The 17,293-nt window shown below is 70.3% G+C and carries 14 protein-coding genes; 4 read left to right on the top strand and 10 right to left on the bottom strand.

Going from position 1 to position 17,293, the window contains the following annotated elements:
- Positions 1–585 precede the first annotated feature (585 nt).
- The 3 genes from D5R93_RS02855 to D5R93_RS02845 all read right to left on the bottom strand — a co-directional run bounded on the left by D5R93_RS02855 (position 586) and on the right by D5R93_RS02845 (position 3,388).
- A complete protein-coding gene (locus D5R93_RS02855; protein ID WP_243107017.1) occupies positions 586–1,518 on the bottom strand; it encodes an HhH-GPD family protein in 933 nt (310 codons plus the stop codon).
- A gap of 89 nt (positions 1,519–1,607) precedes the next feature.
- Positions 1,608–2,276 carry an amino-acid N-acetyltransferase gene (locus D5R93_RS02850; RefSeq protein WP_119836978.1) on the bottom strand — a complete coding sequence of 223 codons (669 nt, stop codon included), beginning with the start codon at positions 2,274–2,276 and terminating at the stop codon, positions 1,608–1,610.
- 122 nt (positions 2,277–2,398) lie between these two features.
- Entirely contained in the window at positions 2,399–3,388 is a 990-nt protein-coding gene (locus D5R93_RS02845; RefSeq protein WP_119836977.1) for a sugar-binding transcriptional regulator, read from the bottom strand.
- 358 nt (positions 3,389–3,746) lie between these two features.
- Here D5R93_RS02845 and D5R93_RS02840 point away from each other — a divergent pair, with 358 nt between their 5' ends.
- The gene (locus D5R93_RS02840; protein WP_205570082.1) at positions 3,747–4,535 is read left to right on the top strand and encodes a DeoR/GlpR family DNA-binding transcription regulator; all 789 of its coding nucleotides are present in this window, start codon (positions 3,747–3,749) and stop codon (positions 4,533–4,535) included.
- A gap of 83 nt (positions 4,536–4,618) precedes the next feature.
- On the opposite strand, the gene D5R93_RS13835 is transcribed toward D5R93_RS02840, so the two are convergent.
- The 7 genes from D5R93_RS13835 to D5R93_RS02810 all read right to left on the bottom strand — a co-directional run bounded on the left by D5R93_RS13835 (position 4,619) and on the right by D5R93_RS02810 (position 12,153).
- A complete protein-coding gene (locus D5R93_RS13835) occupies positions 4,619–5,224 on the bottom strand; it encodes a dehydroquinate synthase/iron-containing alcohol dehydrogenase family protein (protein WP_243107107.1) in 606 nt (201 codons plus the stop codon).
- On the bottom strand, positions 5,188–6,057 hold the full coding sequence (locus D5R93_RS13830) for an iron-containing alcohol dehydrogenase (RefSeq protein WP_279221378.1): 870 nt from the start codon (positions 6,055–6,057) through the stop codon (positions 5,188–5,190). The genes D5R93_RS13835 and D5R93_RS13830 overlap by 37 nt, the downstream gene beginning before the upstream one ends.
- Before the next feature lie 4 nt (positions 6,058–6,061).
- A complete protein-coding gene (locus D5R93_RS02830) occupies positions 6,062–7,717 on the bottom strand; it encodes an FGGY-family carbohydrate kinase (protein ID WP_205570081.1) in 1,656 nt (551 codons plus the stop codon).
- A 105-nt stretch (positions 7,718–7,822) separates the two neighbouring features.
- Positions 7,823–8,707, bottom strand: a complete 885-nt coding sequence (locus D5R93_RS02825; RefSeq protein ID WP_119836974.1) for an HAD-IIA family hydrolase — start codon at positions 8,705–8,707, stop codon at positions 7,823–7,825.
- Positions 8,708–8,721: 14 nt separating this feature from the next.
- Positions 8,722–9,798: a DUF7973 family transport facilitator gene (locus tag D5R93_RS02820; protein WP_119836973.1), complete on the bottom strand. Its 1,077-nt coding sequence runs from the start codon at positions 9,796–9,798 to the stop codon at positions 8,722–8,724.
- 142 nt (positions 9,799–9,940) lie between these two features.
- Positions 9,941–10,414 (bottom strand): RpiB/LacA/LacB family sugar-phosphate isomerase, encoded by a 474-nt coding sequence (locus tag D5R93_RS02815; protein ID WP_119836972.1) that lies wholly within the window; start codon positions 10,412–10,414, stop codon positions 9,941–9,943.
- Positions 10,405–12,153 (bottom strand): ribulokinase, encoded by a 1,749-nt coding sequence (locus D5R93_RS02810; RefSeq protein WP_243106910.1) that lies wholly within the window; start codon positions 12,151–12,153, stop codon positions 10,405–10,407. Before D5R93_RS02810 ends, D5R93_RS02815 begins: the two co-directional genes overlap by 10 nt.
- 657 nt (positions 12,154–12,810) lie before the next feature.
- Here D5R93_RS02810 and D5R93_RS02805 point away from each other — a divergent pair.
- From D5R93_RS02805 to glpK, 3 genes are all read left to right on the top strand, one after another.
- On the top strand, positions 12,811–14,565 hold the full coding sequence (locus D5R93_RS02805; RefSeq protein ID WP_119837080.1) for a glycerol-3-phosphate dehydrogenase/oxidase: 1,755 nt from the start codon (positions 12,811–12,813) through the stop codon (positions 14,563–14,565).
- Positions 14,566–14,897: 332 nt separating this feature from the next.
- A complete protein-coding gene (locus tag D5R93_RS02800; protein WP_119836970.1) occupies positions 14,898–15,641 on the top strand; it encodes an MIP/aquaporin family protein in 744 nt (247 codons plus the stop codon).
- A gap of 61 nt (positions 15,642–15,702) precedes the next feature.
- Positions 15,703–17,253 carry a glycerol kinase GlpK gene (gene glpK / locus D5R93_RS02795; protein WP_119836969.1) on the top strand — a complete coding sequence of 517 codons (1,551 nt, stop codon included), beginning with the start codon at positions 15,703–15,705 and terminating at the stop codon, positions 17,251–17,253.
- Positions 17,254–17,293: the final 40 nt, after the last annotated feature.

Raw genomic sequence — 17,293 nt, 5'->3', positions numbered from 1 at the left:
TGGGCACCGGCTGCGGTGGTGCGCCCGGAGGAGCGGCGCCTGGCCGCAGCCCGCCTGCTGGGACGCCCTGCCTGCGTGGAGGTGGCGCGAGCGGAGCGAGCCGTACCGGGCACGGCCTGGCGCGTCCGGGTACCGGAGGCACTAGAGGACCCGGAGGCGCCAGGGCGACCAGCTGCGCGTCCCGTAGCAGCCGTGCCCGCCTCCCCTCCGACAGCACCAGAGCGCCTCTGGTGGGTTACACCGCGGGAGCCTCCGGAGGCCTGACGGCGCGGCCTGCCTTGGCTGCTGGAGGAGGCGCTACTACTGACGCGGCGGCGGGCCGCCCCTCGCCTGCCCGCTGGCTGCCGACCAGCGTCGTTCCCCCGTCCCTGAGCCATGGAGACGACTGTACCGGTGACCACTCCCCCCGCCGACCAGCGCCTCACCCACCGTCGCCGCCAGCCCGCACCCGTGGCTCACGAGACCGCCGCACCACCCACGACTCCACAGGCACGGATTCGAGGCGAGTCCCAGGGGCAAGGGCCGGGCGGCAGGACAGGAGCAGCAGGTCAGGACGGCGAGGAGCACAGGAGCAGGGGGAGACAGTCAGGGCAGGGAGAAGGTGGCGCCGCCGTCAGGGGTGACAACCAGGCCGTCAGCCAGCAGGCTGGCCAGTACCCGGTCGCAGGAGGCGTCGAGCCCGGCTCGCCCCTGCGAGCGCCGCTCGGTTGCGGTGCGACCGGCCTGCCACGCCCGTGCCGCGGCGTCACGCAGCACACCGGACTCAACAGGTCCGTCAGTCTCGCGCAGCACCGCCATGACCATGCCTCTGGCCTGGCGGTCCGTCCCCCTCCATGCCTGTGTCCTGCGCCTGGAGGCGTGACGGTCGGCGGGACGACCTGCCGCCACCCACGCGCAGCCACCCTCCCAGGGACAGGCGGTGCAGCCAGGCTCACGGGCCGTGCAGACCAGGGCGCCCAGCTCCATGACCGCCACCGACCACGCGGCCGCCTCGCTGTCGCCGGAGGGCAGGAGCGTCTCGGCACGCCTCCGCTCAGCCCGGGTCAGGCTGGGCGGAGGCAGGGCCTGACCGCCGACGGCCCGCGCCAGCACCCGGCGCACGTTCGTGTCCAGAACCAGCGCCCGCCGCCCGTAGGCGAAGGCCACGACCGCCCCGGCCGTGTACTCCCCCACGCCCGGCAGGCGCAGCAGCTCCTGCCTGTCCCGGGGCAGGACGCCCCCGTGCTGCTCTACCACCGCCTGGGCGCACTCCTTAAGGCGCAGTGCCCGGCGCGGGTAGCCCAGACGGCCCCACACGCGCAGGACCTCCGAGGCTGGGGCACCAGCCAGCTCCTCCGGCCCGGGCCAGCGCTGCAGCCACTCCTGCCAGACCGGCACGACACGTGAGACGGGGGTCTGCTGACTCATGACCTCACTGACAAGCACCGCCCACGGCGTGGTCCCCGGCCTCCTCCACGGCAGGTCACGGGCACTGCGCCGATACCAGGAGATGACGGACTGCGGGGTCAGGGCACCCACGGAGGCGGCCTGGGCCTCACCTGGGCGGGCGCGCCCGCCCTCCCGGCCGGCAGGAGACCCGGGAGACCCGGTGCCCGTCTGCTTCCCACTCACAGCTGCAGCAGCATACGGGTGTTGCCCAGGGTGTTGGGCTTGACCCGGGCGAGGTTGAGGAACTCGGCCACGCCGTCATCGTGGGAGCGGACCATCTCGGAGAACACGTCCGTGCCCACCGGAGTACCCGAGATCCTGCGGAACCCGTGGGAGGCAAAGAACTCCACCTCAAAGGTCAGGCAGAACAGGCGCTGGAGCCCCAGCGTACGGGCGCGCTCGACCAGCTCACGCAGCAGGGCCGAACCCACCCCCTTGCCCAGGTGGTCGGCGTGGACCGCCAGGGTCCGCACCTCAGCGATGTCGTCCCACATGACGTGCAGCGCCCCGCACCCCACGATGGCCGAGCCCGGGGATGCTGACCCGTCGGCGGCCTGCGCGCTGGCGGTGGCCACGTCCTCGGCCACGGTGAACTCCTGGACGTCCTCAAAGTAGGAGATGAGGTCCTTGGCGATGAGGACCCTGCGGTCGGAGTAGGGCTGCACCAGCTCGGCGATCGCCCGAACGTCGGCCGGGCGGGCCGGACGCAGGAGGGTCCGGGTTCCCGTACCCGGCCCACCCTGGCCCGTTGCGGCGCGCCCGGGCACGGTACCCGCCCCGGGGCGGACAGCCCCCGGGGCAGCCACACCCTGGGCGCCACCTGGCACGTACGCCGCCGTATCACTCATAGTCACTCATATCCGTGCTACCCGTCTGTCTACCTGCCTCCGCCCGGTGGCGCGACATTGTGCCACACCCGCTCACGGCCACCCTCGACCATGCCCACCTGGCCGCTGCGCCCCGGCCCCACCTAGCGGCGTCGCTCCAGGATCTCCACCACACGGTAGGCCGTGGCCTCGTCGACGACCAGGTCCGTGGCCACCCTGGCACGCAAGGCCGCCAGGAGCGCAGGGGCCTTGGCCTCCCCGGCAACGGCACACAGCCGGACCGGGATGTGGGCGAGCTGGGCGGGCGTGGGGCCGGTCGCGCGGGCGTTGAGGGCGATACCACGGTAGGTGCCGTCCGCTCGCAGCAGCACGGTGCACACGTCGCCGACCACCCCCTCCTCGCGCAGGGTGCGGCGGTCCTCCATGGTCAGGTGCTCTCCCTGGTACACCTGGGAGGGAACCGCCCCGCGCACGGAGCCGACACCGAACACGGCGACGTCGGTGTGGTCAGCCAGGGCCAGCACCCTGCGGATGGAGCGCTCCTTCCACATGGCCTCACGCACCTCGACCCGGTCAAAGAAGGCGGGCACCGGGAAGGCGACCGTCCGTGCGCCAAAAGCCTCTCCGATGCGCGACAGGACCTCCCCTGCGAAGGGCGCCTCCCCCACCGCGTCGGAGGCACCGTTGAGCTGGACGACCGTGACGTCGGGGACCGTGGCCCGGTGCAGGGACAGCGCGATCTCGGAGACGGTCGTCCCCCAGGCCACCCCGACGGTCGACCCCGGGGTGACGTAGCCGGTCAGCTGCTCGGCAGCTACTGTGGCCACCTGCCTGAGCCGGTGGATCTCCGTGGCACCCCTGCGTACAGGCACCAGCCGGGCACGCACCCCGAACTCCTCACGAAGCCGCCTGACGACCGCGGAGTCGCCCGTGGGCCTCTCCAGCTCGATACGCACCAGGCCCGTGCTGCGGGCGTGCGCCAGGAGCCTGGAGACGGTCGAGCGTGACACGCCTAGGTGCCGGGCAACGACCTCCATGGTCTCGCCCTGAAGGTAGTACATGGAGGCGGCGGTGTAGGCGCGCTCATCGGTGCTGGCGTACACGGGAGGCGTCCCACCAGCCACGTCACTCATACGCTCCTCCTGCTGCCGTGGTCTGCAGTCTGTTGTCACGTCTTGTCACGTTGTCTGCGGCCTGTTCGCGGCCAGGCCGCCAGTGCTGCCACCCAGAGGGCACCACATCCCTGGAACCAGGGTGCCAGAGGACCTGGGCGCACGGCCCTGGGCACATGGTCCCATCCTCGCCCCGCGCACACGTGCAGCGGAACCCGACGCGGCCAGCTACAACACGAGCACACCCGTCCCGGTGCCCGCAGGCACCGCGCGGCCCCCAGGCCACTTGTCCCAGGTCACTGTGCCCAAGGCGCCTCCCCGGCGACGGCTGGCAGTAGCGTGAGAAGGCCCTTCAGCCACGACCCTCAGGAGAGTCCCGTTGCAGCCCGACCCACCAGGCAGTCCCCGGGACCGCCGTCTGGCCGTCGCTGAGACGGTCTTCGCGCGCGGCAACGTCAGCGTCGAGGAGCTGGCCGCACTGACGGGCGTGTCCACGATGACGATCTACCGGGACCTGGCCGCCCTGGAGGACAGTGGCATGGTCCAGCGGCACCGAGGCAGGGTCGTCGCCCTGGCCTCAAGCCTGCACGAGGCCGACGCCGACTTCCGTCTGCAGCAGAACACGTCGGCCAAGAAGAGCATCGCCTCGGCAGCCGCAGCCCTGGTCCCCCACGGCAGCTCGCTCATGATGGACGACTCGACCTCCGGTATCTGGCTGCTTCGCGCCGTCGCGGACCTCGGCTCGATGACGGTGGTGACCAACTCGCTACTGGTAGCCAACGAGATCGCCTCCGCCCGCTCCGCCAAGCTCGTCGTCACCGGCGGAGAGTACCAGCCCTGGGCGCACGCCATGATGGGCCAGTACGTGACCGAGCAGATCGCCTCGATGCACGCCGACTTCTGCTTCCTGTCCGCCTCCGGCATCGCCGGGCTGTCCTGCTACCACCCCTACCAGGCCTTTGCGGAGGTCAAGCGGGCCATGATGCGCTCCGCGCACACCTCGGTGCTCCTGCTGGATCACACCAAGATGAGCCGTCGTGCCCTGTTCAAGTTCGCCGACCTCACCGACTTCGACCACGTCGTCGTCGACTCCGGCCTTGACCCCGACCTGGTAGCGCGGCTGCGGGAGGCGGAGGTCAGCCTGGTGGTGGCTGATCCACCCGGCTGACACGACCGTCCCTGGTGGCCCGCAGCCCCGGGGCGGCGACCTCGCGGACCGCCCGGGGACCGCCGCCAGGACCAGCGGAACAGCTACCGTGACCACGGGCGAGCAGCCCAGAAGCCGCCGTCGCAGAAGAGGGCGTCCACCTCCGCCTCCAGGACCCCGGCCTGGTAGAGGAGGTCCAGGAGCGTATAGCGCGAGCGGATCATCCGCGCGCGCAGGTAGGTGTCACGGAACCGCTGGCGGCTCAGGCCGACCTGCTGGGGGTGGTAGACACCGCCCACCCGGCGCAGGAGGCTCTCCACCTCGGCGGCGGCGACCAGCTGCGCCCGGCAGCGGCGTCGTACCTGCGGCCAGGAGCGCCGCACGAGCTCCAGGCGCTGGCGCAGCTCCTCGGCACTGACGTACTTGGCCATGGTCTGGCGCACCGCGGGCTCGACCATCGCCCCGGTGAAGGAGGCACGCACCCGCGCCTCCTCCTGCTCGGCGCTGGGCCAGGCAGCCACGGCAGCGTCCACGTCGAGGGCACCCAGGTCCGTACCACCAGCGCTATCAGCATCACCAGCGCTACCTGCACTGCCAGCACTGCCAGGGCCGACGACCCGCTCCCACAGCGCCAGCACCGCGACGGTCCCCAGACCTACCTTGAAGCCGTGGGTCAGGGGCGGCTCCTGCTCCGCGCCCAGGTGCTCCATCTCCCAGGTGTGGGAGAACTGGTGTCCTGCCCCGGAGGCGGGCCGTGAGCTGGCACGGTACCTCTGCATGGACAGCCCGGACATGACCAGGCCCTCCAGGAGCCCTCAAAGGCCTCGGCCCGTCCCGCGACCAGCCCCTCAGGGTCACCGACTGCCCTGCCCAGGGACCCCTGGGCCAGGTTCCAGGCCTCGTGGTCGATGGGCTCGATCCCCAGCTCGTCGGCCAGGATCCAGTCCGCCCCAGCGGGTATCTTCTCGATCAGGTCACCCACCCCGGACGCGGTGCAGCGCCGGGGCGCCCTGGCGATGACGTCGAGGTCAGCGACGAGCCCCTGGGGCGCCCGGCAGGTCATCGTCTGCTTGAACCCCTCCCGGGTGATCGCCGCCCCGAAAGCCGCGTAGCCGTCCATCGAGGCCGCCGTGCACACGTGCATGTACCTGCGTCCCAGCTCCTCGCTGGCGAGCTTGGCCAGGTCGTTGAGGGTCCCCGAGCCCACCGAGCAGGCCACCGCGTCCAGGTCGCGCAGGCGCTCCCGGAGGAGCTCCACGTTGCGGTAGTCGGCGTAAAGCGTCGGTACGGCGGGCAGCACGCAGGGCTCAGCCAGCTCGACCCCCGCCTGCCGCAGCGAGTCCTGCACGGCCCGCCCGGCCGCCTCCCAGGTGTTGCCGTCAGCGACGACGACCCCCGGGCCTGCCCGAAGAGCTCGGTGAACACCTGACCAGTCCGGGCGAGCACCCCCGGCCCCGCAGCACGACGTCAGTGTCGTCGGCGTCCCTGAGGGCCTGCTGCACCAGGTCTCCCCGTCCTGATCGTGCTCCTGATCATGCTCCATGGCACTACCTCCTGTTTCTTTCCGGTTCTTTCTTTCCCTGACTGCTGCCCTCTCTAGCGCATGGCCTCACGGTCAACCACCTTGTGGATGGTGTCCTGGACCCGGGGAACAGCTCGCGGTAGCGCTCTAGGTAGAAGCGGTACTCCTCGTGCGGCTCCGAGCGCGGCTCGAAGACGTCGATCTCACGGACCATGGACGCGGCCGCCTCGCCCAGGTCCTGGTACAGGCCCGCTCCCACGGCGGCCACGACGCAGGCCCCCAGGGCCACGGCGTCTCCGACCTCCGTGACCGCTATGGGCACACCGGTGACGTCGGCGTGCATCTGCATCCAGTCCCGGCTCTTGGTGGCCCCGCCGCAGGCGACGATACGACGCACCTGGAACCCGGCCTCGGCCATGACCTGCAGGTTGTGGGCCGTCCCGTAGCACACCGACTCCTCAATAGCCCGGTAGAAGTGGGCCGGGGTGTGCATGAGGGACAGCCCGGCGACTATGCCGCGGGCCTTGGAGTCGGAGTAGGGCGTGCGGTTGCCCTGGAAGTAGTCGTTGATGATGAGGCCGTCGCTACCGGGGCGGATCTTGGCGGCCTGGGCGTCAAGGACCGTGTAGGGGTTGAGGCCGACCTTCTCCGCCGCGCTGGTCAGGTCCGAGGCGAACCCGTCCTTGAACCACTTCAGGACCGACCCGGTGGAGACCTGCCCTCCCTCGACGGTGTACTGTCCGGGCACGACGGCGTCGGTGTAGGCGCCGAAGAACCCCGGCCCGTGGATCTCAGTGGCCGACTGGCCGGTGAGCACGTGGGAGGAGCCGGTGATGAGCGCCATGGACCCCGGGGACAGCACCCCCAGGCCGATCTGCCCGGCCCAGGCGTCGGCAGGCCCCTGGGCCACGGGGATACCGGGCCGCAGACCTAGCAGCTGGGCGGGAACAGTGGCCAGCGGCCCCACCGGTACACCCAGGTCCAGGACCCGCTCAGGAACCTTGGCCAGAACGTCGGCGCAGCCGATGGTCTCGTAGAAGTCCTCCGGCCACCCCCCGTAGCTGCGGTTGTAGTACATGCGTAGGGCCGCCGAGCTGATGCTGGTGGTCCACTCCCCGGTGAGCTTGTAGGTGGCCCAGTCCACCGCATCCACCACGTGGGCGGCCTGGATGTAGGTCTGCGGCTCGTTCTCCTTGAGCCAGGCGGCCTTGAACGGGTACCACTCGGCGACGGCCGGGGAGCTCCCCCCGCCGTTGTACAGGCGGGCCACGGAGTCTGAGGCCTGCGCCCGGGCGGCCTGCTCGGTAGCACGCACGTCCATCCACATGATGGCTGGGCGCAGGACCTGGCCGCGCCTGTCCATGGCCACCAGCGTCAGCGTAGTGGCGTCATAGGAGATCCCCGCGATCTGGGAGGCGGAGATCCCCGCGCTGTCCAGCGCCCTGTGGGTGGAGGCCTGGAGGGCGTTCCACCAGTCCTCGGGGTCCTGTTCCGCCCAGCCTGGCCGGGGGTGGGAGGTGGGGTACCCGGTAGCCGCCAGAGCCAGAGGGCGGCCCTCGACGTCGCAGACGGAGACCCGGCAGGACTCGGTGCCGAAGTCGATCCCCATCAGGTAGGTGCCCTGGTTTCCAGCGCCGCCGGTGCTGCCGGTGCTGCCAACGGTGTCGGTTCTGTCAGTCATGATGCTCTCCTTTGAGTCGTCGTGCTGGTGGTCGTGCTGGTCGTCGTGCTGGTGGTCGTGGTCGTGGCGGGTCGGCGGGAAGGCAGGTCGTAGCCGACAGGCAGCTCACTCGTCCTCGGACCACCCCAGCCGCTGCCACGTCCCTGCGGGTACGAGCCGGTCAACGCGGTCAAGGACCCAGCGGGGCCGACGCGACGGCTCCAGGGAGGCGATGTCGGAGGCGGTGGCCTCCCCGGTCAGCACGCAGGCCGATCCCATGCCGGCGTCCAGCGCCATCTGGATGTCGGTGGCCAGGCGGTCGCCCACCATGACGCACTGGGACACCTCCACCTCCAGGCCCCGCAGCGCCTCGGCCACCATGAGCGGGGAGGGCTTGCCCAGGCTGACCCGGCACCTGTGGCCGGTGCACGCCTCGATGGCTGCGGTGACGGCGGCGCAGTCCGGCTCGCCACGCCCGCCCGGGAAAGGGCAGTACGGGTCCGGGTTGGTCTGGATGAGGAAGGCTCGCTGGTAGAACCAGATGGCGTCGAAGGCAGTCTGGAGCTTGCGGTAGTCGAAGGTGCGGTCGTAGGAGGCGACGACGATGTCGATCTCCTCCGGGTCCTCGGTCAGGACGATGCCCGCCTGTGCCAGTGCCCGCTTGAGAGGCTCCTCGGCGATGGCAAAGACCTTGGCACCGGGGTGGTGCTCGCGCAGCCACCGGGTCGTGGTCACCACGGTGCTGCAGATCTCCTCAGGGTGGACGCAGACTCCCAGGCCGCGGAGCTTGTCCAGGTACTGCTGCGGGTCCCTGGTCGGGTTGTTCGACAGGAAGCGCACCGGGACACCCTGCCTCCTCAGCTCTGCGACCAGTCTTCTGGCGCCGGGGAGGAGCTGGTCCCCCAGGTAGATGGTGCCATCAAGGTCGAACACGTAGGCCTGGGCGAGCTCGGTGGGGAAGGAGAGCAGGGCTGGGTCCTGGTGGCGGACCAGGTGGTGGGGGCGTCTCATGGCAGTGCTCCCGGTCACGACAGGAGGGCCGCGACGCTGACCACGACCGTGTTGCCCAGCCAGATGGAGGCAGCCGGGGGGTCGATATGGCTGGTGCCCCGGTTGTGCCACAGGCGCGCGGCAGCCTCGGCGAGGAACGCCGTCATTGTGCCGAAGAGCGCCGCCAGGCCGACGGCGCCCACGGCAGACAGCCAGGCACCGGACTGCCAGGAGGAGGTGGCCGTCCAGGTGTAGTCGGCGAAGGAGGAGCCCTCAAGGAGCGGGAAGAACTGTACTGCGGCCAGGCCGGCGATATTGGTGACGTGGTGCTGGACCGGCATGCTTCTGTTGGTGATGAGGAAGAGGATGATGACGGCCGAGATACCGAAAGCGAAGGTGTTGGCGTTGGCCGCGGCCAGGTTGGGGGCCAGTCCCCGGCCCGCCAGGTGCGCACCCACGTTGGCGGCCAGGAAGAGGGCGGCCCCGCCAGCGAAGGCCCCGAACATCACTCCGATGGTCACCACCTGGGCCGGCCTCTCCTGCCACTGGAGCCAGCGGCCGTTCTCACCGGGCCTGAGCCGGGCCAGCCCCTGGACGCCACTGGGCAGCGCGTCCCGGTTGAGCAGAGAGCCGCGCATGAGTCCCCGGCCTGGTGCCCCTCCGAAGAGGCAGCGCGCTAGGAACGCGGACACCAGGACAGTCAGGGCTACAGAGTCGGTGTGGGTCCCGAACCAGGGAACCCGGGAGATCCCGGCCTGGCCGAGGTAGCCCAGGGCGCCGAAGACCGCCCCTGCCAGGAGCACGTCGGGCCGCCCCAGGCCCGCCAGCGGGGAGTTGATGTCCTTGGCGTCGTCCACGTAGCCCCTGTAGGCGGCGTAGGCGGCGCCGGCCACGCCGCCGGCGAAGGCGACGTGCGGCCCCATGAACGGCCCGAAAGCCAGGTAGTCGAAGCCGACAGTCGATCCCGTGGCGGCGAACACCCCCCAGGAGGCGAGCACGCAGACACCGGTAAGGACAAAAGCGTAGTTGGCGCCGATCGCGGCACCGACGGCCCCGCCCGCGCAGGCGAGCACGAGACCGAAGAGGAGTATCCCGACGGAAGCGGTAAACATCGTTGTTCCTTCGCCGTAGGTGGTCCAGGTGGATAGTCCAGGTGGATGGTCTAAGTCGGTGGTCTAGGTGGATGGTCTAGGTCGGCGGTCTAGATAGGTGGTCTAGCCGGGTGATCCAGGTAGATGGTCCACGTGGGTGGCCCTAGGTAGTTGCGCTGCCGACCTCGGCCTCCAGGCGGTCCAGGAGGTCGATATTGGCCTTGGAGTGGGACGCCGGGTCGAAGGTGTAGCTGAGGAACTCCCCGGCCAGCCTGCGGGCGAGCTCACGGCCGATCACCCGCTGACCCAGGCACAGCACGTGGGCGTCGTTGGACATGATGAGGCGCTCCACGGAGAAGGAGTCGTGGGCGGTGCAGGCGCGCACCCCCGGTACCTTGTTGGCACAGATGGCCATGCCCATGCCCGTGCCGCACACGAACACCCCCCGGTCGGCCCGCCCCTGGGCGATGAGCCGGGCACCCGCGAAGCCGAGCCCCGGGTAGGTGGCCTCCTCACCAGGTGTGGCTCCGAGGTCGATGACCTCCTCGACCCGCGGGTCCTCCTCCAGGTCGGCCTTGATGGCCTCCTTGTAGTCGGCTCCCACCGAGTCCCCGGCGACGACGATCCTCAGTGCCATGTCTGCTGCTCCTTCCCCTGCACTGTCGTCTCCTGCACTGTCTCCTGCACCGCCCCTGTCCTGCCTGCGTGCGCGCTCAGAGCGCCAGTACCCACGGCCTGGCGCCGCAGGTCCCCCAAGCGGTGCATAACCTCGTTGGTGCCACGGCCGAAGTAGTCGTGCAGGAGCGTGTACTCCGCGAACAGGGCGTCATAGGCGGCGTGGGCCTCAGGGTCAGGGGTGTAGGCCGCACGGGTGCGCCGTCCCATCACCGCCGAGGCCGCCCGTACGTCCGGGTAGCACCCGGCTGCGACCGCGGCGTGGATGGCCGCGCCCAGGGCAGGACCCTGGCTGGACTCCAGCACGGAGACCGGCACGCCCAGGACGTCGCAGTAGACCTGCATGAGGAAGGGATCCTTGACCAGCCCGCCCGCAGCCACCAGTTCGGTAGCGCCTACGCCCGCGGTGGCGTAGGCCTCGATAATGGTGCGCGCCCCAAAGGCCGTGGCCTCGACCAGTGCCCGGTAGATCTCCTCGGGGCGGGTCTGGAGGGTCAGCCCCAGGATCATGCCGCTGAGCCGGGAGTCGGCCAGCACGCTGCGGTTGCCCGACTGCCAGTCCAGGGCGAGCAGCCCGTGCTCACCCACCTCCTGGCGGGCGGCCAGCTCGCCCAGGTAGCGGTAGATACTCACTCCCTGGCGGCGGGCCTCCTGGTGGTAGGAGCCGGGCAGGCAGGACTGGACGAACCAGGCGAAGATGTCACCGACGCCGGACTGCCCGGCCTCGTAGCCCCACAGCCCCTTCACGACGCCGCCGTCCACGACGCCACTCATGCCCGGGACCTCGGCCAGCACCTCGCTGACGGTCACCAGGCAGGTCGAGGTCCCCATGATGGCCAGGACCTGACCGGGGTCGACCACCTGGGCCGCAGGCGCGGTCACGTGGGCGTCCACGTTGGCCACGGCTACGGCCACCCCCTGGGGCAGCCCGGTCCAGGCAGCCGCCTGGGCGCTCAGCCCTCCGGCCCTCGCCCCCAGGGGAAAGGTCTCACGAGGCAGGCGGCTCCTGCTGAGCTCGCTGAACCCGGGGGACAGCTCCTCCAGGAGCTCCTCGTCAGGGTAGCGGCCGTCCTGGTAGAGAAGCTTGTACCCCACCGTGCAGGCGCTGGGGACATAGCGGCCGCACAGCTGCCACACGATCCAGTCCGCGGCCTCTACCCACAGGTCCATGACCTCGAAGACCTCGCGGTCCTCCTCGTAGACCTGCAGGGCTTTGGGCATCGACCACTCGCTGGAGACCACGCCCCCGTAGCGGGCCAGCCAGGGCTCCTGGCGCTGGCTGGCGAGCTCGGTGAGCCGGTCCGCCTGGGCCTGGGCAGCGTGGTGCTTCCACAGCTTGACCCAGGCGTGGGGGCGGTTGGCGAAGCCGGGTACCTGCGCCAGGGGTGTCCCGTCGGCCTTGGCTGGCATGACGGTACTGGAGGTGGCGTCAACGGCAAGACCGACGACGTCGCGGGCACTGGCCCCGTGGTCACGGCGGGCTGCCTCCAAGGCCTCAGGCACCGCGCGCTGCAGCACGGCGAGGTAGTCAGCGGGGTCCTGAAGCGCCCAGTCAGGAGGCAGCTCACGCCCGTCACCAGCGGTGAGGCGGGAATCCATGACGGCGTGCTCGTAGTCGTGGGTGGCGCTGGCCAGCTCCGCGCCGTCAGCGGCGCGGACCACGACCGCGCGGCCGGACAGCGTGCCGAAGTCGACTCCCACGACAAGGGCCTGGTCGGGCCAGGTGGGCAGGGAGGCCTCCGAACCCGAGGGAGTCAGCCCCGGTGCCGACCCGGGCGAAGCCTCAGGGTGGCCGGGCCGGACCGGGCGTGAGCCCGCCCGGCGGGAGGAAGGAGGTGACGTCGGTGAGGACGGTGCTGGTGGGGAGGCTGGCTGAGAAGCCGACCGTGAGACTGGCTGCGGTTCTTGTTGCGAGACGGCTTGTGGTGCTGACTGTGCTGACTGTGAGGACATAGCGCTCTCCAGGTGTGAGGGCAGCGACGGTGCTGCGAGTCCGACGCGCACGGCCCGGCGGCCCGGGACCGCCACCCTGCTGGGGCCAACGTGAGCCCGCCCTCGAACCGGGCGGGCCGACGGGCCAGGGCTCAGGCCTGCGCTGCCTGACCCCTCCACTATAAACACATTTTTTGTTAAAAACAACAGAAGTTCTGTTACTTCTCTCGAGCGACCGCTCCCCGTCGGGCACCGGCACCCCTGGCACCCGGCCAGAAGGCGCCTCTGGGAGGGGCTGCGGTCCCGCAACGACGTTCAGGTCACCTCCCCCCACCTGCACGCCCGTCCGCAGAGATGGCGCAGGTTCCAGCCCAGCACGAGGCTGGCACCAGTGCAGGCACAGCCAACGCTGACAGGAGACAGCTCATGAGCCCCGCCACTGATCAACCCTCCACAGCCCTCAACCACAGCCAGCGCCAGGCGGCACTGGCCGAGCTCACCTCCTCCGAGGGGCTCGACCTCCTTGTCGTCGGCGGCGGAGTCACCGGCGCCGGCATCGCCCTGGACGCCGCCTCCCGCGGCCTACGCACAGGCATCGTCGAGATGGGCGACTGGGCCGCCGGAACCTCGTCCTACTCCTCCAAGCTCGTCCACGGCGGGCTGCGCTACCTCTACCAGCTCGACTTCGCCCTGGTCCACGAGGCCCTGACCGAGCGCGGCCGCCTGCTGACCACCACCGCACCGCACCTAGTCAAGGCCCAGCCCTTCCTGTGGCCCCTCAAGCACCACTACGAGAGGTCCTACTCCGCGGTCGGGGTCGGCCTCTACGACGCCCTGGCCCTGGCAGGCGCGCGCGGGCACAAGACCGTGCCCGTCCAGCAGCACCTGGGCCGCAAGGGCACCGCCGCCCTGGCACCCGCCCTGGACACCTCCCACCTGGCGGGCGCCATCCGCTTCTACGACGCCCGCGTGGACGACGCCCGGCTGGTCATCGACCTGGTGCGCACCGCCGTCGGCCTGGGTGCCCACGCGGTCTCGCGCACCAAGGTCACCGGCTTCCTCAAGGACGCCCACGACCACGTCACCGGAGCCCGCATCACCGACCTGGCCACCGGCCAGGAGCTGGAGGTCCACGCCAGGCGCACCATCAACGCCACCGGGGTGTGGACCGAGGACGTCCAGGACCTGGCCACCCAGGAGGGAGGCCTCAAGGTCCTGGCCTCCAAGGGCATCCACATCGTGGTGCCCAAGGAGGTCATCGACGCCGAGACCGGCATCTTCCTGCGCACCGAGAAGTCCGTCCTGTTCATCATCCCCTGGCCGGACTACTGGGTCATCGGCACCACTGACACCCCCTGGGACCAGGACGTCGCCAAGCCCGTGGCCACCTCGGCCGACGTCGACTACGTCCTGGAGCACGCCAACTCGGTCCTGACACGCCCGGTGCAGCGCGAGGACATCATCGGCGTCTACGCGGGCCTGCGCCCGCTGCTCCAGCCCCGCCTCAGGCCCGGGGCGCAGGCAGCCTCCACCAAGGTCTCCCGTGAGCACACCGTGACCCGGGTGGCCCCGGGCCTGACCGCTATCGCCGGGGGCAAGCTGACCACCTACCGGGTCATGGCCGCCGACGCCGTCGACCACGCCCTGGGAGAGGGTCTGGCCAAGGCACACCCCTCCGCAACCGCCGACCTGCCCCTGGTCGGGGCCGCGGGATACGCCGATCTGGCCTCCCAGGCCGGGAGGATCGCCCAGGAGCGCGGATGGACCCTGGAGCGCGTCACCCACCTGCTGGACCGCTACGGCTCGGAGACCACCGAGGTGCTGGCCGCCATCGACGCGGACGCTGCTGCGCCGCAGTCCGAGCGCCTGGGGCTGGCAGCGCCCCTGGAGGCGGCCCCGCAGTACCTGCGTGCCGAGGTCGCCTGGGCTGTGACCCATGAGGGGGCCGAGCACCTGGAGGATGTCCTGACCCGTCGTGTGCGTCTGGACATCTCCCGGCGGGACCGGGGCCTGGGCGCAGCCGACGAGGTCCTGGCCGTCATGGCCTCCCTGCTGGACTGGGACCAGGAGAAGGTCTCCGCCGAGCGCGAGTCCTACGCCCAGCGAGTGGCACAGCTCGCCGCCGCCGAGACGGAGACGAGCGACGCCGCCGCCGTCGCCCACGTCTCCCGGCCGATCTGAGGCAGGAAGAACCGGTGGCCCCATCCACCCGGACACACCCGGCACGCATCCAGAAAGGTCACAAAGGGAGGACTCGCCGAGCTCCTCACGCGGCTGTGCCGCACCGGTCCCTACAGTTCTCCCGACGTCGTGCGAGGACCTTGCGTGGCCCGTGTGACGTCCTGGCGCCTGGATCCAGACGGCCGCGCTCCCGCCACAGGCACACTACCCGCCTGGTAGGAGTGCGTCCGCCGACCTGACCACGGCACCTTTTCCTTGTCCAGAGCACGGCAGCCCGCCGCGCCCGACACCGCGTACGGCCACCCGGGTCGGCACGCAGAAAGCGAACCACGATGACAGAACTGTCCATGGTAGAGATCTTCGTCTCGGAGGCCTTTGGAACCTTCCTCCTCATTCTTCTAGGTGTCGGAGTGGTGGCAGCCGTGTCGCTGCCCACCTCCAAGGCCAAGGACGCGGGATGGATCGTCGTCACCTGGGGATGGGGCCTGGCGGTCTTCGCCGGCGTCTACGGCGCCTACGCCACCGGAGCCCACCTCAACCCGGCCGTCACCATCGGCCTGACCGTGGCCGGCAGTGACCTGGCCGAGGGCGTCCCCGCCACCGCTGGCAACATCGCCGTGTACGTCGTCGCCCAGTTCGTGGGCGCGATCCTGGGTGCCGTGGCCGTGTGGCTGACCTACAAGAAGCAGTTCGACCAGGACGCTGACCCCGCCGCCAAGCTCGGGATCTTCGCTACCGGCCCGGCCGTACGCTCCTACGGGTGGAACGTCGTCACCGAGGCTATCGCCACCTTCGTCCTGGTCGGCTGGATCCTGGCCTCCGGCCAGACCCCCTCCCAGCTCGGCCCGCTGGCCGTCGCCCTGGTCATTGTCGCTATCGGCCTGAGCCTGGGCGGCCCCACCGGCTACGCCATCAACCCCGCCCGTGACCTCGGTCCCCGCATCGCCCACGCCTTCCTGCCGATCCCCGGCAAGGGTGGCTCCGACTGGGCCTACTCGTGGGTCCCCGTCGTCGGCCCGATCGTCGGTGGCGTTGCCGCGGGACTGATCGTCCCTAACCTGGCCGGCCTGTTCTGAGCAGGACCGCCGCACCCACCGTGTCCGCATACGGACTCACAACGGAGTGAAAGGAATCCCCATGTCCGAGAACCCGGGTACCGTCGAGAAGCAGTACGTGCTGTCGATCGACCAGGGCACCACGTCCTCGCGTGCGATCCTCTTCGACCACGCTGGAGCCATCGTCGCCGTGGACCAGAAGGAGCACGAGCAGATCTTCCCCCGCGCAGGCTGGGTGGAGCACGACGCCGTCGAGATCTGGAACAACGTGCGCTCCGTCGTGGCCGGAGTGCTGTCCAAGGCAGAGGTCAACCGTCACCAGATCGCCTCAGTCGGCATCACCAACCAGCGCGAGAGCGCCGTGGTGTGGGACAAGAACACCGGGGAGCCGGTGTACAACGTCATCGTCTGGCAGGACACCCGCACCCAGGCCATCTGTGACCGCCTGGCCGGGGACGTCGGCCCCGACAGGTACAAGGACCAGGTAGGTCTGGGGCTGGCCACCTACTTCTCCGGCCCCAAGGTCGCCTGGATCCTGGAGAACGTCGAGGGCGCCCGGCAGCGGGCCGAGGCCGGAGACCTGCTCCTGGGCACCATGGACACCTGGGTACTGTGGAACATGACTGGCGGCGTCAACGGCGGCGTCCACGCCACCGACGTCACCAACGCCTCGCGCACGATGCTCATGAACATCGACACCCTCGACTGGAACGAGGACATCTGCGCGGACATGGGGATTCCTACCTCCATGCTGCCTGAGATCAAGCCCTCCTCAGGCATCTTCGGCTACGGCCGCAAGAACGGCCTGCTGGTTGACACCCCCGTCTCCGGCATCCTGGGGGACCAGCAGGCGGCCACCTTCGGCCAGGCCTGCTTCGAGGTGGGCCAGGCCAAGAACACCTACGGCACGGGCTGCTTCATGCTCATCAACACCGGGACCACCCCGGTGCGCAGCGAGAACGGCCTGCTGACCACCGTGTGCTACCAGATCGGGGACCAGCCCGCCGTCTACGCCCTGGAGGGCTCCATCGCGGTCGCAGGCTCCCTGGTCCAGTGGCTGCGCGACAACCTGGGGATCATCAAGGACTCCAAGGACGTCGAGGAGCTGGCCAAGACGGTAGAGGACAACGGTGGCGCCTACTTCGTGCCCGCCTTCTCCGGGCTGTTCGCCCCCTACTGGCGTCCCGACGCCCGCGGCGCACTGGTGGGCCTGACCCGCTACGTCAACAAGGGTCACATCGCCAGGGCCGTGGAGGAGTCCACCGCCTTCCAGACCCGTGAGGTCCTGGAGGCGATGAACCGCGACGCGGCCGCCTCCGGCACCACGCTGACCGAGCTCAAGGTGGACGGGGGCATGACCCGCGACGAGCTGCTCATGCAGTTCCAGGCCGACCAGGTGGGCGTGCCCGTGGTGCGTCCCCAGGTCACCGAGACCACGGCACTGGGTGCAGCCTACGCCGCCGGTATTGCCGTCGGCTTCTGGTCCGGCACCCAGGACGTCATCGACAACTGGGCCGAGGGCAGGCGCTGGGAGCCCGCCATGAAGGAGGGCGAGCGGGAGCGTCTCTTCCGCAACTGGAAGAAGGCCGTGACCCGCACCCTCGACTGGGTGGACGAGGACGTGGTCGAGTAGGCGCTGGCCTGGGGCGTGCACCGCGCCCCAGGCGCCCGCA

The sequence above is a fragment of the Actinomyces lilanjuaniae genome (genome assembly GCF_003606385.1).
Lineage (GTDB): Bacteria > Actinomycetota > Actinomycetes > Actinomycetales > Actinomycetaceae > Actinomyces > Actinomyces lilanjuaniae.
This window is presented reverse-complemented; position numbering and strand designations above follow the sequence as displayed.